Origin of the sequence: Lutibacter sp. TH_r2, assembly GCF_033101135.1 — a bacterium.
Lineage (GTDB): Bacteria > Bacteroidota > Bacteroidia > Flavobacteriales > Flavobacteriaceae > Lutibacter.
This window is the reverse complement of sequence record NZ_JAWMPV010000001.1, coordinates 1,624,207-1,649,510: the sequence shown is the minus strand read 5'-3', so window position 1 is coordinate 1,649,510 and position 25,304 is coordinate 1,624,207. Positions and strand designations below refer to the sequence as shown.

Here is a 25,304-nt window from a genome sequence, read left to right as displayed (position 1 = left end):
AAACGTACTAAACTAATACATTTTCCAAATTAGAATCTACACAAAAAATAGCAGATATTCTAGATTCGTTAACTATTGTAATCATATCTAAAATTGACATTTCAGAATCAACACTAAATATATTTACATCAGCATTTCTATGTTTTTTTACATTACTTAAAAGATCACCTTTTTTAACACTAATATTGGTTTTATTAGGAAACCTTACCATTGTTTTAAAATAATCAATATCGCTTTCTAAAAATTTTGAATTTGGATTGTTTTCTAAAATCAGCGCATCAATTGTACCTTTCCAATTCTTACTAATTAATAAAGATAAAAGTGTTGACAAATCGTTATGGCCAATATTAAAATCTTCTTTCCAATTGGTTGGAATATTAGTCAACCATAAGTTAATATTTTTTTCTATAGCTAAACTTGCAGTTGAAAAAGGAATGTAAATAATCATTCCAAAATTATTTTTTTTAACATCTGCTATCAACGTATTAAAATAATCTACGTTAACATTACCGGTGTCTACACTTACAAAAATAATATTTGGTTTAAAAAATGCCGCATTTAAAGATTGCATACTAATATTAATAGTAGTATTTAACTCTTTATTTTCTATAAAAGCATAAGAAACAGATATACCACTTTCCTTATATTTTTGTGAAGCGTTTTTTAAAAATAACTCAATATTTTTTTGTTCTTCAACATTTTCATTTATAAGTGATAATATTTTAATAGAGCCTTTAGGATAAACTATAGAATGAATAAGTTTATAGGAACTTCTAATTTCCTTTGGCATTGTCATTGGTATTAAAAGATCTGGTCTCCAAGATCTCACTTCTTTTTCTGGACTTAAATCGCTCGATTTTTTTGTAGCCCATTCTGCTAATGCTGTAAACAAACCGCTTCGCGAATCACCAGCTTCAGATTTCAATTTTAATCTCACCAAATAAAAATAAAACAAGAAAATTAATATTAACGAAGTAAGAGCTACAATAACATTAATAACAAACATAATTGCTATGGATCCAAACGCTCCCAAAGCTGGAATTATTAATGGCACTTTTAAGGTTGGTCTATAACTTGGTAAACTTAATGATTGTTCCACAAGAACAACAATATTTACCATAGCATAAGTAATCATAAAAAACATAGTAAGTATTGGCGCAATGGTGTTTAAATCACGTAATGATATACCAATAAGCACAATAACCGCTGTTATTAACATTGAATTTACTGGTTCTCCTTTTTTTGATATTTTAGAAAGCTCTTTACTTTTAGGTAAAATTCCTTTCTCTGCAAGTGCAAGCATAATTCGAGGTGCTCCAATAAACGAACCTAATGCCGAAGAAAGTGTTGCTCCTAATAAACCAGCTAATACAATTGGACTAAACAATGCCTTTTCTATAAATAAATTATAATTTGAAGCCATTTCATAAGGAGTTGCCAACAGTGATGCTACAAATATTAAACTAATATAAATAACGGTAGTTAAAAGTACTGCAGAAATAGTTCCCTTTGGAATACTATCTCGAGGACTTGTTAAATCTCCCGACATATTTGCACCAGCCATAACACCTGTTACTGCAGGAAAAAACACAGCAAAAACAACCCAAAATGAACCTCCACTAAAATTATTTTCTATAGATCCAGGATATTTTCCAAATAATTCAAAATCGTAATTTAAATCATTTACAAAAAGCGACCCATAAATTGAAATTAAAGACAAACCTATAATTCCAAGAATAACATATTGAATTTTAAAAGCAAAACTTGTACTTATAAAAGCAATAGTCATTACTACAGCAAAAATACCAAGATCTAAAAATAAAGAATTTAAATTGGGTAATATTGAAACTAAACCTTCTCTAAAACCAAAAACATACATGGCTACCGCTAAAGCTTGAGCAATATAAAATGGAATTCCAATGGCTCCTCCTATTTCCAACCCTAATGATTTAGAAATAATACTAAATGCTCCTCCAGTTCCAATACGAACATTGGTAGTAATTGATGATAAACTTAACGCTGTTGTTAATGTTATTGCAACTGATAATAATACTATTCCAAGTGCTCCAACTATTCCAGCATTACCAACAACCCAAGGTTGACGTATATACATAATTACACCAAGAATTGTTAATGTTGTTGGTGTAAATACTCCTGCAAAAGTGCCAAACGTTTTTTTTGTCATATTTTTAAAACCTTTTTAGATTAACAAATATGTGTTTTGCAATTCTTCTTTATAACATTTTAGAATTTAGCTTAATAAAGATACCTAATAATCTTTATATTTAGAAGTAAAATTTTATTGTTAGAAAAAAAACAAGCTTATAACCTACAATTATTTTAACAATTATAGATTATAAGCTTATTCTAAATCTTCTTTTTAAAGCAACTAAATTATTACTTATTAGAAACTGTTTTTTTTAAATCGAAGATATCCTTTCTTCTATCTTTTAAGTTTCTAACACTACCAAATTGATTTAGTTCTCTTAACAAACTAATATCTACGTCAGCAATTAAAATCATTTCTGTATTTGTAGTTGCTTCAGCTTTAATTCCATTTGCCGGAAAAGCAAAATCACAAGGTGTAAACACCATAGATTGCGCAAATTGTATATCCATATTATGCACTTTTGGAAGGTTACCAACACTTCCTGCAATTGCCACGTAACATTCGTTTTCAATTGCTCTAGCTTGTGAGCAGTTTCTAACTCTTGAATAGCCATTTTGTGTATCTGTTAAAAAAGGAACAAATAAAATATCCATGCCTTCATCTGCTAAAAGTCTGCTTAACTCTGGAAATTCAGAATCATAACAAATTAGCACACCAATTTTCCCACAATCAGTATCAAACGTTTTTAATACGTTTCCACCTTGTAATCCCCAAACTTTAGATTCATCTGGTGTAACGTGAAGTTTTTCATACCTTTCTGTGGTTCCATCCCTTTTACATATATAACCAGCGTTGTATAAAAGATCATCTTTAATTTCTGGCATACTACCTGTAATTACATTTATATTATAAGTTATGGCTAGTTCTGAAAATTTTTGAACAATTTCTGGAGTATATTTGGCTAACTCACGTATTGCTTCAGACTCTGGTAAGTGATTATTATCTGCCATTAATGGCGCATTGAAAAATTCAGGAAATAACGCAAAGTCAGAACGATAAGCTGCAACTGCATCTATAAAATACTCGGCTTGCTGCATTAATTCTTCTAAATCTTTATACAATCTCATTTGCCATTGAATTAATCCAAGGCGCACTATTTTTTTCTTGGTTAAGGCTTTTTTTGTTGGTTTTTCATAAGAAATATTATCCCATTCTAGCAATACCGCAAACTCTCCAGAATTTGCATCACCTTCTAAATAACCTTTTAAAACTTTTGAAGGATGAAAATCGTTAGACATTTGAAAATTTAATACAGGATCGTGTATTTCTTTTCGTTTTACTTTCTCTATATATTCTTTTGGCGTTAATTTATCTGCGTGTTTGTGATAATTTGGAATTCTTCCTCCAAAAGCAATACCTCTTAAGTTTAATTTTTCTGCTAATTCTTTTCTATAATCGTATAATCTTCTACCAAGACGTAACCCTCTATATTCTTTTTTTATAAAAACATCAATTCCATAAAGCACATCTCCTTCTATATCGTGTGTTTCAAACGTATAATCTCCCGTAATTTCTTTATACGTATGGTGTTCATCAAATTTATTATAATCTACTACTATAGATAATGCACAACCAGCTAATTGATTATTAATTTTAATAACAACTTGCCCTTCAGGAAACTTCTCAATTAAAGCTTTTAAATGCGCTTCTTTCCAATAGGAATCTGGCATGCTAGCATAAGCTTCAATCATTGCTGCTTTTAATTCTTTATAATCTTTTAAAGTTAAAAATTGAAGTTCTATATTTTCAATGTTCTCAATCATTTTTTTAATTATTTTGTATAGTTACAATTGTGGAATTGTTGCTAAATTTTATTCTTATTATTTTGTTTATAACCACTTTTTAGTTCTATTAATTCCTTATTTAAAAATTAATTTACTAGGCTAAAAACTCTTTTTTATTTAAATTTTTTAAATAATAAAAAGACCATTAAATACGTATTTGTTCTCTAGTAGGTATTGCAAAGTGAAACCTATTAATAAGATAAAGTAAAATAGAAGTTAGCTTTAGATTTTGGCAACTTATTCTATAAGTTGTTTTTGAATATGACTTCCTAATTTTCAAAAACCCAAATGTGAAAACACTTTTCATAATGTTCAGCTAATCACACATTTAAACACATATATAATTAACAATACAAAGGAAGTCTTTTTTTCTAATTTCGCAAATTTTTTAAAAATATTTCACATAATAAAAAACTTATAAACTTGTTTTTTATAAAGTTTTATTAATTAAGATTACCTATTGTAAATTTTTAAAATATCGATATTCAACGCTTTATTCACTAATAAAAAAAGTTTTGGTAATTTACTTTTAAATTCATTAGGTGTTTCAAAATAATGCTCTATTAAAACAGCTATAAATTCATATTTATTCTCATATCCATAAGAACGAAAATAATTAGCTTTTAATAATCTTTCTCTATTCTTCTCATTCTTTAAATATTCTAAAATTTGATTAAAATAGATCTTAAAATTGAGAGCTGAATAACTTTTTTCATTTAAAAAACCAAAATGTAAGGCATGAGAAAATTCGTGTAAAGCTAAATTTAGATTATCATTTTCATTCCTTATACCATCTAAAAAATCAATCCAAGAAAAAACTACTAAATGTAATTTAGGATTTGTTTCTCCTTTATGGTATTGTTTTAAAATAGTTGAATAATAACTTTTAGGATAAATAATAATAGTTTTTACACGAGAAAATAAATAACTACGCATTCCAAAAGTTAAGGTAACCGCCATAGTTGCAACTAATATTTTTATTTTTGAAGTAATCTCAATTTTATTTCCAACAAAATTATGTTCTTCAATAAAACGATAAACTCTATGCTCAAAAACTTTTTTTTCTTTCGCTGATAAGCATCTATAAAAACGTGAATGTTTATAAATAATTTCCTGCTGTTTTAGATCCAACTGTTTTGGAAAAACAACAAATTGAGAAAAATTTGTATGAACAAAAAAGATTCCTTTTAATGAATTAATTAAAAATGTAAGTATACTCACCAATTTTTTCTAACTTAACTAATAATTTAATTCACTAATTTAAGTGTTATAGTGACCCCGGCAGGATTCAAACCTGCAACCGCTGGAGCCGAAATCCAGTGCGCTATTCAGTTGCGCCACGAGGCCTATTTATTTTTTATGACAATAATTGTTTTACTATTGCAGAAATTGTTTTACCATCTGCCTTACCTGCTAATTGTTTAGATGCCATTCCCATTACTTTTCCCATATCTTTCATTGAAGTTGCTCCAACTTTATTTATAAGTTCTGTAACTACTTTTTTAATATCATCTTCACTTAATTGCTCTGGTAAAAATTGAGCTATAATTTCAACTTGCTCTAATTCTGGTGCGGCTAAATCTTCTCTTCCTTGCTCTTTATACACAGCAGCGCTATCTTTACGTTGCTTTACTAACCTTTGTAATAATTTTAACTCTTCATCTTCTGTTAAATCCATTGTAGCTCCACTTTTTGTTTGTGCTAATAAAATTTCAGATTTTACTGCTCGAAGCGATTGTAAAGCTACTGTATCTTTAGCTTTCATTGCTTCTTTAATTTTATCCATTATCTTTTTTTGCAAACTCATAATTCTAACTATTTTGTTATGCGAAGATAAAAAAAAAGAACTCGAAACTCTTCATTTTATACTGAAGAATTTCGAGTTTAAACTTAGAAAATTAGTCTAAGGGCAATCGTCTTTGGGCAATATTTTAATCTACATTATCGTGTAAAAAAGAATTATTTGAACGAAATTGAATATCGTTATTATCATCAACATCTAAAGTTGTACGAGATTGTGTAGTTTCAGATGAATGTGTGTTTTCGTCTAATTCTACTCCCATACGTTTGTATGCTGGTTCTTTTTCAATTTCTTCAATATTTCTATTTACTTTGTTTTGAAATTTGTAATTCAATTCTTTAAATTTTTCTCTACGTTCAGTTGCTTTTGCTCTTAATTCAGAAATTGTTAAATCTAATGGAGAAACTTCTTTAAAATCAACAACTTCAGTATCATTTATAGAATGTTTTTTTGATTGAGGTTTTACCGTAATTTTTAACTCTTCTTCTTCATCATCTAACGTAACTTGTTTTTTAGCTTTCACTAAATTATCCTCCAATTCTGAATATTCTTCTAACGAAAAATACTTTGTTTCCTCTACAGTTTTTATTGATTCTTTTTCTTCTAAAGTAGATTCAATTACCTTATGATCCACAACTTCAATGGTGTTTAAATCCACTTCCGTTTCAACAGGTTTACTTATAGAAACTGGAGTTTCTTCTACAACATCGCTTTTAACTTCTTTTACTTCACTTAAAGGTAAATCAAAAGTAAATGCTATTTGAGGCTCTTCTTTTACTTCCTCTTCTTTAGGTTCTTTAACTTCAGCTGTTATAGGTGTTATAACAAAATCTTCTTCAGAAATTTCTTCTGTAGAAATTTCTTCGTATACTACATCAATGTTTTTTATAAATTCTGTTGTAGGTATAATATTAAAATCCTCTTCATCTTCATCTTCACCTAGATCAAAAACAATTTTTTGTTCCTCTTTAGCTTCCACTTCAGTTTCCTCAATTTCATCATCTAATGAATGAATTATTTTTTGTTCAGCAACTTCTATTTCAATTGAATTACGCTCTGTTAAATCCACTTTAGCTATTTGATCATCTCCACCAAGTGTATGAATTATTTTTTTAGCTTCAGTATTTGAAATTTCGTGTTGTTGGTCTTTATTAAAGCCTGTTGCTACAATTGTAACAGCAATAGCATCTCCTAAAGATTCATCTTCACCAACTCCCATAATTATATTTACATTGGATTTAGCTTCAGATTGAATAAAATCGTTAATTTCTCCAATTTCATCAATTGTAATTTCTTCTGCTCCTGAAACAATTAATAACAATACATTTTTAGCTCCAGTAATTTTATTATCATTTAATAATGGAGAATCTAATGCTTTTGAAATTGCTTCTTCAGAACGATTTACCCCAGTTGCTGTTGCTGATCCCATAATAGCAGTTCCACTATTAGAAAGTACCGTTTTAGCATCTTTTAAATCTATATTTTGTGTGTAATGGTGTGTAATTACTTCAGCTATACCACGAGCAGCTGTAGATAACACTTCATCTGCTTTTGAGAATCCGGCTTTAAACCCTAGATTTCCATAAACTTCACGTAATTTATTATTATTTATAACTACTAAAGAATCTACATATTCCCGTAATTTTTCAATTCCATTTTGAGCTTGTTCGTTTCGCATTTTTCCTTCAAAAGAAAAAGGAATTGTTACAATACCAATAGTTAACAAATCTAATTCACGAGCAGCTCTAGCAATAACTGGCGCAGCCCCAGTTCCAGTTCCTCCACCCATTCCAACAGTTAGAAATACCATTTTAGTATTACTACCTAACATGGATTTAATTTCTTCATAGCTTTCTTCAGCTGCTGATTGACCAACTTCAGGGTTTGCTCCTGCACCTAAACCTTCGGTTAGGGAAACTCCTAATTGAATTTTAGTTGGAATTGGACTATTTTGTAATGCTTGTGCATCGGTATTACAGACTACAAAATCAACTCCGTTAATTCCTTGTGAATACATGTGGTTTACGGCGTTACTACCTCCACCACCAACACCAACTACTTTGATTACGTTTGATTGATTTTTTGGTAAATCGAATGCTATACTACTAAATTCTGTACTGCTCATAATATGGAACTTATTATAATTCTTTTTCTTTTTTTTCTATTCTGCGTTATCTAAAAAATCTTTTAGTTTATCTCCCCATTTTTCAAAAATGGTTCGTTTAGGCTCTTTTGGTTCTTCAACTTCTTCCTCAACTACTTTAGTCTCTTCTTCATTATTATTATCAAGAATTTCTTTAACTTCTATAGTTTGAAGTCTTGCTTTTTCTTTATCAATTTTACTTAATCCATTCATTAATAGACCAACGGCAGTTGCATATTGTGGACTTGAAATACTTTCATCAGAATCTCCAGCTAAATTTTCGTTAGGATAACCAATTCTGGTATCCATTCCGGTAATATATTCAACTAATTGTTTTATATGTTTTAATTGAGCTCCACCACCTGTTAAAACTATACCAGCTATTAGTTTTTTCTTTGGCTCTTCGTGACCATAATTTTTAATTTCTGCAAAAACTTGCTCAATAATTTCTACTACACGAGCGTGAATAATTTTTGATAAATTTTTTAATGTTATTTCTTTTGGATCTCTTCCTCTTAAACCTGGAATAGAAACTATTTCATTATCTTTATTTTCACCTGGCCAAGCTGAACCAAATTTTACCTTTAATAATTCTGCTTGTTTTTCAATAATAGAACAACCTTCTTTTATGTCTTCTGTAATTACATTTCCCCCAAATGGTATAACTGCAGTATGACGAATAATTCCATTTTTAAAAATTGCTAAATCTGTTGTTCCACCTCCTATATCAATTAATGCTACACCAGCTTCTTTTTCTTCATTACTTAAAACTGCTTCAGCTGATGCTAATGGTTCTAAAGTAATTCCTGCTAAATCTAATCCAGCGCTTTTAATACAACGCCCAATATTTCTAATGGATGAAACTTGACCTACAACTACATGAAAATTAGCTTCTAATCTTCCACCATACATACCAACAGGCTCCGTAATTTCAGCTTGTCCGTCAACTTTAAATTCTTGTGGTAACACATGAATAATTTCTTCTCCTGGTAACATTACCAACTTATAAACTTGCTTTTCTAGTTTATCTAAATCATCGTCACTAATTACTTCTTCGGAATTTGGACGCGTAATATAATCGCTATGTTGTAAACTTCTAATATGTTGGCCAGCAATACCAACTACTGCTGAATCTATTTTAATTCCAGAAACTGCAATAGCTTCATCTACAGCCATTTGTATAGATTGAATTGTTTGCGTAATATTATTAACTACACCTCGGTGCACACCTAAACTCTTGGCTTTTCCTGTTCCAAGTAGTTCAATTTTTCCATAATCATTTCTACGACCAATCATAGCAACAATTTTTGTTGTTCCTATATCTAATCCTACTGAAATATCATTCTGTTCCATACTCTACTTTTTTGTGCACACAACCTGATGGTTGTATTTTAAATTTATTGTTGTGTATTTATTCAATGTACTATCTAGCATTGCTTTTGAATAAAACGATTTTAGATCTTTAAATTTTGAATTTAAATTATCCAAACTACCTAAAATTATTTTTTGTTCTCCAACTCTAGTGTTCAACACATATTCATTTTGTTTAGAACGCTGAATACCAACTATTTGTTTTTTTAAAAAATTATCTTCTAAAATAGTTGAAACTAACTCAAAAACTTCAGCAGTATTTTTTTCTGAAACTTCGCCCGAAACTACTATAACTCTTGCTGAATGCTTATGAGACAAAGGCATTATTTTTGCCTGCCTATCAATATAATAGCTTTTATTATTTGTAAAAACTCTTGCAATAGGAATTCGCTGTTTTACGCTAGCTTTCAACAAACCATCAACCGTTAAATATACCGAAGCATTTTCTACCATAGGATGTGCTAAAATGTTCGATTCCAACAAATGTAAATCTATAACAGATTTTGCTTTATTTTTAACCGATTGTTCATTTTGTATTAACAACTTATTAACCATTTGATAATCCATAAATAAGAGCTCTCCTTCTTCAAAATTCACTTGAATATCTTTCACTTTTTTACGCTCGTTCTTGTTATTCGAAAATCCGAACAAAAATACTACTAAAGCTAGTAATAACAAAGACTTTATGTAATTCCAATTAATTTTCAACTGTTAAATTTTCTTTAACTTCAGTTACCAATTCACCTATATCTCCAGCACCCATCATTACAATTATTTGAGCGTCAGAATTTAAAATATTTGACACCAAATTTTCCTTTGATGAAAGTTGCTTGTTTTTTGATTTAATTTTACCCAATAACCACTCCGAATTTACACCTTCAATAGGTAATTCTCGAGCTGGATAAATGTCTAATAAAATTAATTCATCAAATTTTGAAAGACTTTGCGCAAAATCATCTACAAAATCTTTAGTTCTACTAAATAAATGTGGCTGAAACACAGCTAAAACTTTTTTTGAAGGATACATTTCCCTTACTGCATTTTCAACTGCATTTATTTCGGTTGGATGATGTGCATAATCATCAATCAAAATTAAATTTTCAGTTTTTATTTTATATGAAAACCTGCGCTTAATTCCTCTAAAGGTTAGTAAAGCTTTAGCAATGGACTCAATTGATAGTCCAAAACTACTTGCCATTGCTAAAGCTGCCACTGTATTTAGCACATTGTGTTTTCCTGGGAGCGTAATTTTAATATTTTTAAAAAACTCTTCTGGAGTTTGAATATCAAAAACATAGCTTCCGTTTTCTATTCTTAAATTTTCTGCATTAAAATCTGCATCTTCTTCTATTCCGTAGGTTACTCCTTGAATTGGTAATCCTTTTTTTACAATTAAATCATCTGTAACTTTCTCTGAAAACTCTATAAATGAATCTTCTAATTCGGATGCTTCTCCATAAATATCCAAGTGATCTGCATCCATAGAAGTTATGCATGCAATATTTGGAGATAACTGCAAAAATGAACGATCAAATTCATCTGCTTCCACTACAGAAATCTCACTTCCTCCCAAAATTAAATTTGAGTTATAGTTTTCTGAAATTCCTCCTAAAAATGAAGTTGCATTTACACCACATTCTTTTAAAATATAACCTAATATTGTTGACGTGGTTGTTTTTCCATGTGTGCCCGAAACTGCTAAACAAAACGAATTTCTAGTAATTTCACCTAATATTTCTGAACGTTTTAAAACCTTGAAATCATTTTTTAAAAAATAATTTAATTCTGAATTATTTTTTGGTATTGCAGGCGTGTAAATTATTAATGTTTTTTCTTTATCTCTATAGTTTAATTGTATTAAATCTAACGAATCTTCAAAATGAATATCTACTCCTGAATTTTGAAGAGATTTAGTAATTTCAGTTGAAATTCTATCGTACCCTGCAACGTTTTTACCGCCATGCTTAAAATAACGAGCCAAGGCACTCATTCCAATGCCTCCAACACCTACAAAATAAACGTTATGTATATTATTTAAATTCAACTATCTAATTAATTTTTCTATTTCTTCAACAATACTTTTAGTAGCATTTGGCAAAGCTAATTTTTTTATGTTTTTACTCAACTTAACTTGTAATTCTTCATCATTTAACAATTCAAAAAACATAGTTTCAAACATATTCAGCTCGCTTTCTCGCAACAACAAAGCTGCATTTTCACTAACAACAGCTAGTGCGTTTTTTGTTTGATGATCTTCTGATACATTTGGAGATGGTATAAAAATTACAGGCTTTCCAACAATGCATAATTCTGAAATACTTCCTGCTCCTGCTCTACTAATTATAAAATCTGCAGCAGCATAGGTTAAATCCATTCTGTTCAAAAAATCAAAGGTCTGCACACCTTCTAATTCATCATATTTTTTAAATTCATTATAATACAACTTACCAGTTTGCCAAATAACTTGAACTTTGTTTTTAACTAGCCAATTAATATTACTTTCTATTAAATTATTAATTGCTCTGGCTCCTAAACTTCCACCAATAATTACTAATGTTTTTTTACCTGAATCTAAATTGAAAAAACTTAAAGCTTCTTCTCTTTTAGAATCTATTTCTAATAAATCTTGACGAACAGGATTTCCTGTTTTTATCATTTTTTCAGCAGGAAAAAAACGCTCTAATTTATCATAGGCTACACAAATTTTATCTGCTTTTTTACTCAATAATTTATTAGTTATTCCTGGATACGAATTTTGTTCTTGAATTAAGGTTTTTACACCTAAAATTTTTGCCGCATATAGTGTTGGTCCACTAGCAAAACCACCAGTTCCAATAACAATATTTGGTTTAAACTTTTTTATAATTCTAAATGCATTCCATAAACTGCTAATTAACTTAAACGGAAATGCTAAATTTTTTAATGTTAAACTTCTTTGAATTCCCGAAATCCATAAACCTTTAATTTTATAACCAGCTTGAGGAACTTTTTCCATCTCCATTCTATCTTTTGCACCTACAAACAAAAATTTGGCATTCGGATACTTTTCCTTTAGCTCATTTGCTATAGAAACTGCAGGATAAATATGTCCGCCTGTTCCACCTCCACTTAATATGATATTAACCGATTGTTTCATGTAATACATCTAAAGGGTTATCTATATTCTCTTCTGTTTTTAATTTTTCTTTATTGGCAGTAACACTCAAAATAATTCCAATTGCCAAACACGTCATCCAAACAGATGTTCCACCACTACTAATTAAAGGCAATGTTTGCCCCGTTACCGGGAATAAATTAACAGCTACAGCCATATTTATTATAGCTTGAAAGATGATTGGAAGTCCTACACCTATTACCAACAACGAACCAAAAATACTTGACGCTTTTTTTGCAGCAACTATAATTCTAAACATTAAAAAGAAATAACAAGTAATTACAAGAAATGCGCCCATTACCAGTCCAAACTCTTCAACAATTATGGCAAAAATAAAATCGGAAGTAGATTGTGGTAAAAAGTTTTTTTGAACACTTTTACCTGGTCCTCTACCTGTTAATCCTCCGCTTGCTATTGCTATTTTAGCTTTTTCTACTTGATAACCTTCTTGAGAATCTTTACTTGAAAAATTTTCAACTCTACTTATCCATGTATCAACTCTATTTGGCATTGCATTTGGAAATGCTTTTGCAGTTAGCACAAATAGAGTTAACACCAACAATCCTGTCCCCACAACGATCGCTATGTATTTTAATGGATAACCACCAATAAAACATAACAAAAGCACCATTGAAAAAATGATAGCTGTTGTTGAAAAATTGGCAGGTAAAATTAATACAAGTACAGCTGCAACTGGTAGCCACAGCGGCACAATACTCTCTTTAAAAGAATATTTTTTATCTTTATTTTTTGCAAGAAATCTAGCTACATACATCATTAACACAACACTAGCAAAGGTTGACGTTTGAAAACCAACTCCAATAAAAGGAATTTTTATCCATCTACTTGCATTTGCTCCACCCATGGTAGTTCCCTGTGAAATAGTAAATATTAATAATACTATAACTAACGGAAGTAATATTACCGAACCTCCACTAAAATATCTATAAGGAATTTTATGCGTTCCATATATTATTAAAAACCCAAAGAATAACAGAATAACATGTTTCATTAAGTGATATGCTGGAGTTCCCATTTTTACCACATACACTAAATTTGTGCTAGCACTATACACAGGCATAAATGAACAAAATGCCATAAATAATACTATTGACCAAATAGCTCTATCTCCTTCGATATGTTTAAGATATTTTTTCACTATAAACTTCTCACAGCATTTTTAAATTGTCTACCTCTATCTTCATAATTTTCAAACAAATCAAAACTTGCACAAGCTGGAGATAACAAAACTGTATCACCTTTTTCTGAAACTTTATAAGCTACTTTTACAGCTTCTTCTGCTCCAGAAGTTTCAACTATTAAATCCACTACATTTGAAAATGTTTGAATTATTTTTTGGTTGTCAACACCTAAACAAATAATAGCTTTTACTTTTTCTCTAACAAGCGACATTAATTCTAAATAATCATTTCCCTTATCAACACCTCCAACAATCCAAACTGTAGGAGTTTTTACACTATCTAAAGCGTAAAATGTAGCATTTACATTTGTTGCTTTAGAATCGTTTATATATTGTACACCATTAATTTTTAACACTTGCTCCAATCTATGCTCAGCACCTTCAAAATCTTCTAAACTCTCTCTAATAGCTTCTTTTCTCACCTTCAATATAGAAGCTGTCATAGCTGCTGCCATAGCGTTTTTTGTATTGTGTTTTCCTTTTAATGCTAATGTTTTAATCCCCATTATGCTTTCTTCGGTTTTATATTTTATTATTATTTCTTCATCTTTTAAATAAACTCCTTGCTCTAATTCTTGTTCTACTGAAAAAGGAAGCAACGTTGCTTTTACTTTGTTATTTGAAAGCCATTCTCTAATTACTTCATCATCATAATCATAAATCAAAAAATCTTTTTCTGTTTGATTTTCTGTTATTCTGAATTTAGAATTGATGTAATTTTCAAACTTATAATTATACCTATCTAAATGATCTGGTGTAATATTTGTAATTATTGCAATATGTGGTGCAAAATCTACAATACCATCTAACTGAAAACTACTCAACTCTAACACCTGAATATCAAAATTTTGATTCGCTACTTGCTCTGCAAAACTTTCTCCAATGTTTCCACCCATTCCAACATTTAATCCTGCTTTTTTCAAAACATGATTTGTTAACATTGTAGTTGTTGTTTTTCCGTTTGAACCAGTTATTCCAACAATTACAGAATTTGTGAATTTTGATGCAAATTCAATTTCAGAAATCACTGGAATATTCTTTGAAATTAATTGTTGAACTAAAGCAACTTTATCTGGAATCCCAGGACTTTTCATTACAACATCTGCTTCAAAAATTTTCTCTTCAGAATGTTTTCCTTCTTCAAAGGATATGTTATTATTTAAAAGAACTTGTTTATATTTTTCAGTAATTATTCCCCTATCAGAAACAAAAACTTCATACTTTTTTTGTTTACCTAAAATTGCTGTTCCAACACCACTTTCACCTGCACCTAAAACAACCAATTTTTTCATTTATCTTAACTTTAGTGTCACTATTGTAAATACAGCCAGCATAATTCCTATAATCCAAAATCTTGTTACAATTTTACTTTCGTGATAACCCGATTTTTGATAATGATGATGCAAAGGCGACATTTTAAAAATGCGTTTTCCTTCACCAAACTTCTTCTTTGTATATTTAAAATAACTTACCTGTAAAATCACAGATAAATTCTCCACTAAAAAGATTCCTGCTAAAATTGGAATCAACAATTCTTTTCTAACTGCTATGGCCAACACTGCTATAATTCCACCAATAGTTAAACTACCTGTATCTCCCATAAATACTTGTGCTGGATACGTATTGTACCATAAAAACCCTACCAAACCTCCAACAAAAGCAGCAATAAAAACTGTCATTTCACCAGATTTTGGTATGTACATTACATCTAAATAATCAGCAAAAATAATGTTACCCGACACCCAAGCTAAAATCCCAAGCGTTAGTACAATTATTGCTGAAGTACCAGCAGCTAATCCATCTATTCCATCGGTTAAATTTGCACCATTTGAAACTGCCGTAATAATAAAAATTACAATAGGAATAAAAATTAACCACGCATAATCTTTAGCTCCATCGCCTAACCAAGAGATAGCAGCAGCATAATCTAGCTCGTTATCTTTTAAAAATGGAATGGTAGTTTTTGTAGATTTTTTAGCATCAGCAAACAACACTGGTGATCCTTCTTCAGTTACATATTGGTATTCTGTTGGTAATTGCTCTTTCATTGTAACACTTGGGTGGAAATACAGCATTGCACCCACAAAAATTCCAAGCGTAACTTGACCTAATATTTTAAACCTACCTTTTAAACCTTCTTTATCTTTTTTGAAAATTTTTATATAATCATCTAAAAAACCAATAGTTCCCATCCAAATTGTTGAAACTACTAAAATTACTATGTAAACATTATCTATTTGCGCAAATAATAATACAGGAATTAACGTAGCTAGAATAATTATTATTCCACCCATTGTTGGTGTACCTGCCTTTTCTACTTGACCTTGTAAACCTAAATCACGAACAGATTCTCCAATTTGTTTGGTTCTTAAATAATTAATTATACGCTTACCATAAATAGTAGAAATTAGCAATGAAAATATAAATGCCATTGCAGAACGGAATGTTAAAAACTGAAATACACTTGCTCCAGTTAACTGATAATGCGTTTCTAAATATTCAAATAAATAATATAACATCTTAACTTTCTACTAGTTTTAATTGTTCTTTAATTTTTTCTAAATCATCAAAATGACTTCTCACTCCATTTACTTCTTGATACGTTTCGTGCCCTTTACCAGCTATTAAAACTATATCTCCCTTTTTAGCCAATTTACAAGCAGTTTTAATTGCTTGCCCTCTATCTAAAACGGCTAATGTTTTTCTAAAATCTTGAGGTTCTACTCCAGATTCAACTTCATTTAAAATAGTTTGAGGATCTTCAGTTCTAGGATTATCTGACGTGAAAATTACTTGAGAACTTAAGAGAGCAGCTATACGCCCCATAATAGGACGTTTAGCTTTATCTCGGTCTCCACCGCATCCCACAACGGTTATAACTTGCTCGTTTCCAGTTCTAATATTGTTAATTGTCTCTAATACATTTTTTAAAGCATCAGGAGTATGCGCATAATCTACAATTGCAGTGATACCGCCTTTTGAAATAAAATATTCAAACCTTCCCGAAACATTTTCTAACTTACTTATTTGGGTTAAAGCTTCGGTTTTATCAATATCTAGTAGTGTAGCTACTGCATAAACAGCTAACAAATTATAAGCATTAAAACTACCTATAAGTTTTGCCCAAATTTCACTATTATCAATAGTTAACAATAAACCTGAAAACTGATTTTCTAAAATTTTTGCTTTAAAACTTGCCATAGTTTTTAAAGCGTACGTATATTTTTTTGCTGATGTATTTTGAAGCATTACTTCTCCATTTTTATCATCTACATTCACCAAAGCAAAAGCTGATTTTGGCAACGAATCAAAAAATGATTTTTTTACATCTCTATATTCTTTAAAAGTTTTATGATAATCTAAATGATCGTGTGTTAGATTTGTAAAAATTCCACCTTCAAACTGCAAACCTTCTGTTCTTTTTTGATGAATTCCGTGAGAACTTACTTCCATAAAACAATACTCAACTCCAACCTGAACCATTTCGTTCAAATATTTATTTATTTGAACTGAATCTGGAGTAGTATGTGTAGTTTCATATTCTGAATCTCCAACCACAATTTTAACAGTAGAAAGCAAGCCTGTTGAATAGCCTAAATTTTTAAACAATTCACTTAACAAAGTTGCAATGGTAGTTTTACCATTTGTACCTGTTACACCAATTAACTTTAATTTTGATGAAGGATTTTCGTAAAAATTTGAAGAAATAATTGCCAATGCACTATTTGAATCTTTTACTTTAACGTAGGTGATTTTCTCTTCTATTTTAGAAGGAATCTCTTCACAAACTATTACTGAAGCACCTAATTCAATAGCTTTATTAATAAATTTATGTCCATCAAAAACCAACCCTTTTTGAGCAACAAATAGACTATCGGTTACCACTTTTCTAGAGTCAAACTCAACATTAGACACAGCAATATCTAAACTACCATAAGTAGTACTAATATTTACATTGTTCAATATGTCCGTTAACGCTTTCAATTATCCTAATGTTAATTTTATAGTTGATCCTTTTTCAATTTTATTTCCTGAAGGAATTGATTGATTTAAAACTTTTCCTTTTCCTTCATAACTTACATTTAATCCTAAATTTTCTAAAAAAGGAACAGCATCCATTAATGCCATTCCTTTTACATTTGGGATCGAATTAAATTCCTTATTAGCTACCGTTAAATAAGAATTAAAGGTATCTTCAACACTATTAATTGTTAGTGTTGTATTTTTAATTTTATTAATAATATGATTTGAGGTATATATTTTTTGAGCAATATCTTTAAATACTGGTCCTGAAACATCAGCTCCATAAAAACCTTTATCTAAATCTGGCTTATGTATTACAACTATGCATGAATACTTTGGGTTTTCTGCAGGAAAATAGCCCGTAAAAGAAGAAATATATTTTTTATCCTTTAACCATTCTTGATAATTTGCATAATCAACACGTGCAGTTCCTGTTTTTCCTGCCATTGAAAAATTCTCTGCATATAATTTTCTTCCTGTACCTCTAACTACAACATTCTTTAAAACTTCTTGAACCTTTAAAGCTGTTTCCTTTGAGCAAATTTTGGTATCAATAACCTCTTTCTCAAAAACTTCTATACTACTATTTCTTGATTTAATTTCTTTAATAAAACGAGGTTTTACCATTTCACCATTATTGGCAATAGCATTATAAAAAGTTAATGTTTGTAAGGGCGTTAACCCAACGTTGTACCCATATGCAATAGAAGGTAATGCATTTTTGCTCCACAATTTATCTCCAGGACTAGGAATGGTTGGTTTCCCTTCTCCTTTTATAGGTAAACCAATTTGCTGATCCAAATGCATATCTTTAAGTTTATCAATAAAAACCTCTGGTTGCTCTCCAAAATTTTCTTCAATTATTTTTGCAAAACCAATATTTGAAGAAACCTCTAAAGCTCTTGCTGCAGATATTTTTCCATAACCACCTCTATGAGAATCGTTAATATACCTTCCATACATTCTATATCTTCCATTACCAGTATCTACTATAGTACTTGTATCAATTACTTTAGTATCTAAAGCAACCACAAAAGACATTAATTTAAAAGCTGATCCTGGCTCATGTGATTCCCAAACAGCATAATTTCTTTTTTCAAAATATTTTCCATCCGAAGTTCTTCCTAAATTAGAAATAGCTTTTATTTCACCAGTATTTGTTTCCATAACAACCACACATCCATGATCTGCATTATAGTGCTCTAATTGTCTTAATAAAGAATGGTGTGCAATATCCTGTATATTAATATCTATTGTTGTTATTACATCTTTCCCATCAATTGGCTCACGTTCATTATTATCATTAATTGGTTTCCATTGACCTTGAGCAATTTTTTGTTTTTTTCTCCAACCAAATTCACCTTTTAAATAATTTTTATAGGCACCTTCAATACCTGGAGCTCCACGATAATCATCATAACCTATAGTTCTTTCTGCAACTTTACCTAAAGGATGTGCTCTAACAGTAGTTTGTTCTGCAATAAAACCACCTTTATAAACTCCCAAATTAAAAATTGGAAAACTTTTAATCTTCAGATAATCATTATATCCAAGTCTTCTAGCTATAAATAAATATCTATTTTTCTTTTTTCTTGCTGTTCTAATTTTAGTTTCCCAATACGATGTGGATTTCCCTAACATTTTTGACAATTCTTTAGACAATCCTCTAACATTTTTTTCAAAAACATCACCTTTAACGGTATACACATCCATTCTAATCTCGTATTGAGACATTGAAGTTGCTAGCAAACTACCATCCGCAGCAAAAACATTCCCTCTATTCGCATAAATAGTATCGTTTCTAACAGTAAGTTGTTGAGATAAATTTCTATATTTCTCCCCATTAGTAAATTGAATATTTACTAACCTTGCAATAATAGCTACCAAAAGGATTGTGATTACCACAAGCACACCGTAAAGTTTATTTGTTATTCCTTTTTGGGTTACCATTATTAATTTACTTTATTACTAACTACTTTTATAACTTGAGGTGGTGTTTCACTAGGAATCAACCCCATATTCTCAACATTTTTTTTAATAGTTGATTCTAGCTTCATTCTCATTGCAATTGAACGAGTATCAACAAATTCGGTTCTCAACTCTTTAATTTCTTTATTCAATTTTGCAATTTGCATTACCTTTTTATCAGAACTATGAGAACTACCAATCATAACCAACATTAAAACCACAACAAACAAAATAAAACGCCAGTTTCTAAATGAATTCTCATTCACTAAAAAACTACCGCGCAAAAAGCCATAAATTGTGTTTTTTACTTTACTCATTTAGATAATGTAGCTATTCTTAATTTTGCACTTCTAGCTCTATTATTAATTTTAATTTCTTCTGAAGTAGGAATTATCATTTTTCCAACTTTTCGCATTGGCACACTGATGTTACCATAAAAATCTTTCTCTGGCTCTCCTTCAAATAACCCACTTCTAATAAATCTTTTCACCAACCTATCTTCTAACGAGTGGTACGATATAACACTTAACCTTCCATTTTCATTTAATAAATCTGGAATCTGAAGTAAAAATTCTTTTAAAACCTCAATTTCTTGGTTTACTTCAATTCTAATTGCTTGAAATATTTGAGCTAAAATTTTATGCTCTTTAGCCTTTGGAATAAAAGCGCTCAAAACTTCCTTTAACTCAAAACTTGTTTTTATTTTTTTCGACAAACGTGTTTCAACTATTTTTTTAGCAATAGCTTTTGCACTTCGTAATTCTCCATATTGAAATAAAATACTAGCCAATTTTTCTTCATCATAATCATTAACAACATCATACGCAGAAATACCAACAGCCTGATTCATTCTCATATCTAAATCTGCATCAAAACGAGTTGAAAACCCACGTTCAGCCTCATCAAACTGATGAGAGGAAACACCTAAATCTGCTAAAACTCCATCCACTTTTTTTACACCATAAAACCTTAAATAACGTTTTATAAATCTGAAGTTTTGAGGAATTAACGTAAAACGATCATCGTCAATTGTATTTTTCTGCGCATCCTCATCTTGATCAAAACCAAACAACTTACCACCTTCTCCAAGCCTATTTAATATTTCTTTAGAATGGCCACCACCACCAAACGTAACATCTACGTATACACCGTTAGGTTTTATATCTAAACCATCAATACTTTCCTTTAATAAAACTGGGCTATGATACATCTCCATCTGTTTTTTTATTACTCATAACTCTTTCGGCTAAATCAGCAAATGGATCATTTACATCTTCTTCTAATGATTTTTCATACTTTTCTTTATCCCAAATTTCAATCATATTACCAGCAGAAGACAAAACCACTTCCTTGTCTAAACCAGCATAAGCCATTAGATCTTTTGGCAATAAAAATCTACCAGACGCATCTAACTCCACCATTTTCACACTCGCATTAAATTTTCTTATAAATGCATTATTATCTCTACTAAATCTGTTTAAATTATTCACGTCTCTACTTAATTCATTCCATTCCTTCATCGGAAACAACTCTAAACACGACTCAAAAATTGATCTTTTAATCACAAAACCATCCTGTAAAACAGCAGCTAATTGCTTCTTAAACGCCACAGACAGAGAGACTCTACCTTTTGCATCAGCTTTACATTCGTATGTACCTATTAGGTTTATCATTTTTTTTGAGTATTGATTCAAAAATATAAAATAATTCCCACATTTTACCACTTTACCCCACTTTGTTGATAACTTTCGCTTTTACAGGCCTAAAAACAAGTAGTTTTTTGACTTACAAGTATTTATCTAATTAATTAGTAACCGTCAATAAAAAGCGCATACTTCCAAAAAAAAAGTTACCTTTGTATCTAGTGAAAAAAGTAATTTAATGAGTAATAATCTTATCACAGAAGGAAAATTTAGCTACCTTGAAAAAGGTGAAGGACAACCCATAATTTTACTTCATGGTTTAATGGGTACTTTAAGTAATTTTGATTCGGTATTCAATCATTTTTCAGAAAAAGGCTACAAAGTAATTATCCCTGAATTACCTATCTACACACTACCTCTTTTAAAAACAAATGTTAAAAACTTATCAAAGTTTTTAAAAGAATTTATGGAGTTTAAAAATATAGATAAAGCAATACTTTTAGGTAATTCTCTTGGTGGTCACATAGCATTATATTTTACCAAACTTAACTTAAATAGAGTAGCTGGATTAGTTCTTGCTGGAAGCTCTGGATTGTACGAAAAATCAATGGGTGATACTTATCCAAAACGTGGAAATTACGAGTACATTGAAACAAAAACTCAAGAAGTTTTTTACGATCCAAAAGTAGCGTCTAAAGAAATGGTTGATGAAGTTTTTGAAACTGTAAACAACAGAGGTAAAGTTATTAAAACTTTAGCTATTGCCAAAAGTGCTATTCGACATAATATGGCGAAAGATTTAAATGATATGGATACACCTGCGTGTGTTATATGGGGTAAAAATGATACTGTAACACCACCAGAAGTAGCTGTTGAATTTGAAAAGTTATTACCTGACGCAAAATTATACTGGATTGATAAATGTGGGCACGTACCAATGATGGAACATCCTGAAGAATTTAACAAACTACTAGAAAACTGGTTAAAAGAGAGGAACTTATAACATGAAAATTAAAAGTGCTAATTTTGTAATTAGTAATTCCGATGTTTCCAAATGTCCAAATGAGAGGCTTCCTGAATATGCATTTATTGGAAGGTCTAACGTTGGAAAATCGTCACTTATAAACATGCTAACTGGTCAAAACAAGTTAGCTAAAACTTCTGGTCGACCAGGAAAAACTCAATTAATAAATCATTTTAAAATTAATGATGATTGGTTTTTAGTGGATTTACCTGGTTATGGTTATGCACGTGTTTCAAAAAGCGTTAAAAAAACATTTCAAAGTTTTATCAAAAACTATTTTCTACAACGTGAGCAACTTATTTGCTCTTTTGTTTTGATAGATTCTCGCCACGAACCTCAAAAAATAGATTTAGAGTTTATGGAGTTTTTAGGAGAAAATGGAATTCCATTTTGCTTAATTTTTACAAAATCTGACAAGCTTAAACTTTCTGAATTGAATAGAAATGTTAAGAACTATATTAAAAAAATGACCAGTACTATTTGGGAAGAAATGCCTCCGTATTTTGTTACTTCTGCAACTTCATCAAATGGTAAAGAAGAACTACTTCAATATATTGATAAAATAAATAACGGATTAGATAAAAATCTTTAAAATGGCTTCAACTAAAGAAAATTTAGAAGTTTTATTTGAAGACAACCATCTAATTATTGTCAATAAAAAATCTGGAGATATTGTACAAGGAGATAAAACTGGAGACAAACCTTTAAGTGATGTTGTTAAAGAATATATTAAAGATAAATACAACAAACCTGGCAATGTTTTTTTAGGTGTTGTACACCGATTAGATAGACCCACAACAGGAATTATTGTATTCGCTAGAACTTCCAAAGCTTTAGAACGCTTTAATAAAATGTTGCGCGATAAAACAGTAAATAAAACCTATTGGGCTGTTGTAAAAAACAAGCCAAAAAAAACACAAGACACTTTAATTGGTTATTTAAAAAAAAATCCTAAAAACAACAAATCTACATCGTATTCCTCTGAAATTGAAGGAAGTAAAAAAGCAATACTTCACTATAAAACCATTAAATCTTTAGATAATTATCATTTACTAGAAGTTGATTTAGAAACTGGAAGGCATCATCAAATTCGCTGTCAATTATCGTCTATTGGAAGTCCTATTAAAGGTGATTTAAAATATGGCTTTGATAGAAGTAATAAAGATGCTAGTATTCATTTACACGCTAGAAGAATTGAATTTACCCATCCTGTAACAAAAGACCAAATTTCAATTATTGCTCCTACTCTAAACGAAGTTATTTGGAAGGCATGTAACTAAAGTTACAATACTAAAATTATAATTACTACGTTTTATTAATAAATCAGAACCGCACTAAAACTATAGCAGAATTACCTTCTTATAAATTTCAATTTATCTATTATGTTAAAAAAAATAATATTAAGTTTCACTTTCATATTCACTACTTTCATAAGCTTTTCACAAAATTGGATTACAAGTATAAATGAAGCAAAAGAAATAGCCTCAAAAGATGGTAAAAAAATTGTATTGGTTTTCCAAGGATCTGATTGGTGTGCGCCATGTATTAAATTAGATGTAGAAATTTGGAGCACAGAAGAATTTAAAAGCTATGCTGCTAAAAATTTTGTAATGCTAAAAGCAGATTTTCCCCGTAAGAAAAAAAATGAACTATCACCTGAACAACAAAAACAGAACAATAAATTAATGGAAAAATACAATACAAAAGGTTATTTCCCTTTTGTTGTAGTTTTAGACAAAGATGCTAATGTTCTTGGCAAAACTGGCTATAAAAAAACAACACCTAAAAATTATATTAGCCTTTTATCTTCATTATAACTCAATGAAAAAATATTTATTAATAAGTCTTTTAATACTTACTACTACTTTTTATGGTCAGCATTTACAAAAACGCACCTTAAAATTAATGGGTAGTAGATTTGATATTACAGTTTCTGCAAATGATTCCGTAAGTGCTTTAAGCTATATTAATATGGCTATTAATGAAATATCAAGAATAGAAAAATTAATTTCTTCTTGGGATCCAAATTCTCAAACTTCAGAAATAATAAAAAATGCAGGAATTAAACCTGTAAAAGTAGATACTGAACTTTTTCAGTTAATTGAACGCTCATTAGCAATTTCAAAATTAACAGATGGTGCTTTTGATATAACTTACGCATCAATGGATAAAATTTGGAAATTTGATGGCAGTATGAAAACAATGCCTTCTAAAGAAAATATAAAAGCTTCAGTTGCAAAAGTTGGCTACAAAAACATTGAGCTTAACAAAATAAATCACACTGTTTTTCTAAAATTAAAAGGAATGAAAATTGGTTTTGGAGCCATAGGAAAAGGTTACGCGGCTGACAAAGCTAAACAGTTATTAATTTCAAAAGGCGTAAAAGCTGGTATTATAAACGCATCTGGAGATATGAATACTTGGGGTAAACAACCAAATGGAAAAGACTGGATGGTTGCTATTACAAACCCTATGAATAAAAATAATGCTTTTGCCACCCTACCTATTAGTAATAAGGCTGTAGTTACATCTGGTAATTATGAAAAATATGTGACTTTTAACAATGTACGTTACACACATATTATTGATCCAAGAACCGGTTATCCTGCTACAGATATAATAAGTGTTTCTGTTTTTGCACCAAAAGCTGAATTAGCTGATGCATTGGCAACTTCAATTTTTGTAATGGGCACTGACGTTGGATTAAACAGAATAAACCAATTAAAAGCAATTGACTGTATAATTATTGATAAAGAAGGAACTATTCACACATCAAATAAAATAAATATAAATAAATATGATTAAAAAGTTGAGTTTACTGCTTTTAGGCACAATCTCTTTAACATCTTGTGTAGCTGTTAAGGAGTATGAAAAAGTATATATAAATGATCCTGATATGGTTTTGTCTTCTAGAAAAATAGAGAAGTTTGAAACTAGCGCACAAGTATATCGTGAAGCTGCTTCAGGCGCTAATGGAGGAAAATCAGGTGGAGGCTGCGGCTGTAATTAATATTGATATTAA

Annotated in this window: 23 protein-coding genes and 1 tRNA gene; 6 read left to right on the top strand and 18 right to left on the bottom strand. The window is 30.0% G+C overall.

Going from position 1 to position 25,304, the window contains the following annotated elements; all coding sequences use genetic code 11:
• Positions 1-7 precede the first annotated feature (7 nt).
• The 18 genes from R3X25_RS07010 to mraZ all read right to left on the bottom strand — a co-directional run bounded on the left by R3X25_RS07010 (position 8) and on the right by mraZ (position 21,288).
• A complete protein-coding gene (locus tag R3X25_RS07010; protein ID WP_317673228.1) occupies positions 8-2,185 on the bottom strand; it encodes an amino acid permease in 2,178 nt (725 codons plus the stop codon).
• 212 nt (positions 2,186-2,397) lie between these two features.
• Positions 2,398-3,933, bottom strand: coding sequence for a bifunctional GNAT family N-acetyltransferase/carbon-nitrogen hydrolase family protein (locus R3X25_RS07005; RefSeq protein ID WP_317673226.1), 1,536 nt, complete (start codon positions 3,931-3,933; stop codon positions 2,398-2,400).
• 474 nt (positions 3,934-4,407) lie between these two features.
• Positions 4,408-5,175 (bottom strand): zinc-dependent peptidase, encoded by a 768-nt coding sequence (locus R3X25_RS07000; protein ID WP_317673224.1) that lies wholly within the window; start codon positions 5,173-5,175, stop codon positions 4,408-4,410.
• A 52-nt stretch (positions 5,176-5,227) separates the two neighbouring features.
• Positions 5,228-5,301: transfer RNA gene (locus R3X25_RS06995), tRNA-Arg, on the bottom strand.
• Positions 5,302-5,311: 10 nt separating this feature from the next.
• The gene (locus R3X25_RS06990; RefSeq protein WP_317673222.1) at positions 5,312-5,761 is read right to left on the bottom strand and encodes a GatB/YqeY domain-containing protein; all 450 of its coding nucleotides are present in this window, start codon (positions 5,759-5,761) and stop codon (positions 5,312-5,314) included.
• Positions 5,762-5,885: 124 nt separating this feature from the next.
• Positions 5,886-7,880 carry a cell division protein FtsZ gene (ftsZ, locus tag R3X25_RS06985; RefSeq protein ID WP_317673220.1) on the bottom strand — a complete coding sequence of 665 codons (1,995 nt, stop codon included), beginning with the start codon at positions 7,878-7,880 and terminating at the stop codon, positions 5,886-5,888.
• A 36-nt stretch (positions 7,881-7,916) separates the two neighbouring features.
• Complete coding sequence (gene ftsA / locus R3X25_RS06980) at positions 7,917-9,251, bottom strand: cell division protein FtsA (RefSeq protein WP_317673218.1); 1,335 nt, start codon at positions 9,249-9,251, stop codon at positions 7,917-7,919.
• A gap of 3 nt (positions 9,252-9,254) precedes the next feature.
• Positions 9,255-9,881 (bottom strand): cell division protein FtsQ, encoded by a 627-nt coding sequence (locus tag R3X25_RS06975; protein WP_317673216.1) that lies wholly within the window; start codon positions 9,879-9,881, stop codon positions 9,255-9,257.
• Positions 9,882-9,966: 85 nt separating this feature from the next.
• Positions 9,967-11,313: a UDP-N-acetylmuramate--L-alanine ligase gene (murC, locus tag R3X25_RS06970; RefSeq protein WP_317673214.1), complete on the bottom strand. Its 1,347-nt coding sequence runs from the start codon at positions 11,311-11,313 to the stop codon at positions 9,967-9,969.
• Positions 11,314-12,405: an undecaprenyldiphospho-muramoylpentapeptide beta-N-acetylglucosaminyltransferase gene (gene murG / locus R3X25_RS06965; RefSeq protein ID WP_317673212.1), complete on the bottom strand. Its 1,092-nt coding sequence runs from the start codon at positions 12,403-12,405 to the stop codon at positions 11,314-11,316. It lies immediately after the preceding gene.
• On the bottom strand, positions 12,389-13,582 hold the full coding sequence (locus R3X25_RS06960) for an FtsW/RodA/SpoVE family cell cycle protein (protein WP_317673210.1): 1,194 nt from the start codon (positions 13,580-13,582) through the stop codon (positions 12,389-12,391). Before R3X25_RS06960 ends, murG begins: the two co-directional genes overlap by 17 nt.
• Positions 13,582-14,916, bottom strand: coding sequence for a UDP-N-acetylmuramoyl-L-alanine--D-glutamate ligase (gene murD, locus R3X25_RS06955; protein ID WP_317673208.1), 1,335 nt, complete (start codon positions 14,914-14,916; stop codon positions 13,582-13,584). Before murD ends, R3X25_RS06960 begins: the two co-directional genes overlap by 1 nt.
• Complete coding sequence (gene mraY, locus R3X25_RS06950; RefSeq protein WP_317673206.1) at positions 14,917-16,143, bottom strand: phospho-N-acetylmuramoyl-pentapeptide-transferase; 1,227 nt, start codon at positions 16,141-16,143, stop codon at positions 14,917-14,919.
• 1 nt (position 16,144) lies between these two features.
• On the bottom strand, positions 16,145-17,608 hold the full coding sequence (locus R3X25_RS06945) for a UDP-N-acetylmuramoyl-L-alanyl-D-glutamate--2,6-diaminopimelate ligase (RefSeq protein WP_317673204.1): 1,464 nt from the start codon (positions 17,606-17,608) through the stop codon (positions 16,145-16,147).
• On the bottom strand, positions 17,609-19,597 hold the full coding sequence (locus R3X25_RS06940; protein ID WP_317673202.1) for a penicillin-binding protein: 1,989 nt from the start codon (positions 19,595-19,597) through the stop codon (positions 17,609-17,611).
• A 2-nt stretch (positions 19,598-19,599) separates the two neighbouring features.
• A complete protein-coding gene (locus R3X25_RS06935; protein ID WP_317673200.1) occupies positions 19,600-19,932 on the bottom strand; it encodes an FtsL-like putative cell division protein in 333 nt (110 codons plus the stop codon).
• Entirely contained in the window at positions 19,929-20,831 is a 903-nt protein-coding gene (rsmH, locus tag R3X25_RS06930) for a 16S rRNA (cytosine(1402)-N(4))-methyltransferase RsmH (RefSeq protein WP_317673198.1), read from the bottom strand. Before rsmH ends, R3X25_RS06935 begins: the two co-directional genes overlap by 4 nt.
• Positions 20,815-21,288, bottom strand: a complete 474-nt coding sequence (gene mraZ, locus R3X25_RS06925; RefSeq protein ID WP_317673196.1) for a division/cell wall cluster transcriptional repressor MraZ — start codon at positions 21,286-21,288, stop codon at positions 20,815-20,817. The genes rsmH and mraZ overlap by 17 nt, the downstream gene beginning before the upstream one ends.
• Before the next feature lie 208 nt (positions 21,289-21,496).
• Here mraZ and R3X25_RS06920 point away from each other — a divergent pair, with 208 nt between their 5' ends.
• The 6 genes from R3X25_RS06920 to R3X25_RS06895 all read left to right on the top strand — a co-directional run bounded on the left by R3X25_RS06920 (position 21,497) and on the right by R3X25_RS06895 (position 25,292).
• Entirely contained in the window at positions 21,497-22,261 is a 765-nt protein-coding gene (locus R3X25_RS06920) for an alpha/beta hydrolase (RefSeq protein ID WP_317673194.1), read from the top strand.
• A 1-nt stretch (position 22,262) separates the two neighbouring features.
• On the top strand, positions 22,263-22,874 hold the full coding sequence (yihA, locus tag R3X25_RS06915; RefSeq protein ID WP_317673192.1) for a ribosome biogenesis GTP-binding protein YihA/YsxC: 612 nt from the start codon (positions 22,263-22,265) through the stop codon (positions 22,872-22,874).
• Between the two features lies 1 nt (position 22,875).
• Positions 22,876-23,562 (top strand): RNA pseudouridine synthase, encoded by a 687-nt coding sequence (locus R3X25_RS06910; protein ID WP_317673190.1) that lies wholly within the window; start codon positions 22,876-22,878, stop codon positions 23,560-23,562.
• 102 nt (positions 23,563-23,664) lie between these two features.
• Complete coding sequence (locus R3X25_RS06905; protein WP_317673188.1) at positions 23,665-24,099, top strand: thioredoxin family protein; 435 nt, start codon at positions 23,665-23,667, stop codon at positions 24,097-24,099.
• 4 nt (positions 24,100-24,103) lie between these two features.
• Positions 24,104-25,087, top strand: a complete 984-nt coding sequence (locus R3X25_RS06900) for an FAD:protein FMN transferase (protein ID WP_317673186.1) — start codon at positions 24,104-24,106, stop codon at positions 25,085-25,087.
• Complete coding sequence (locus R3X25_RS06895; RefSeq protein ID WP_317673184.1) at positions 25,080-25,292, top strand: DUF4266 domain-containing protein; 213 nt, start codon at positions 25,080-25,082, stop codon at positions 25,290-25,292. The genes R3X25_RS06900 and R3X25_RS06895 overlap by 8 nt, the downstream gene beginning before the upstream one ends.
• Positions 25,293-25,304 lie beyond the last annotated feature (12 nt).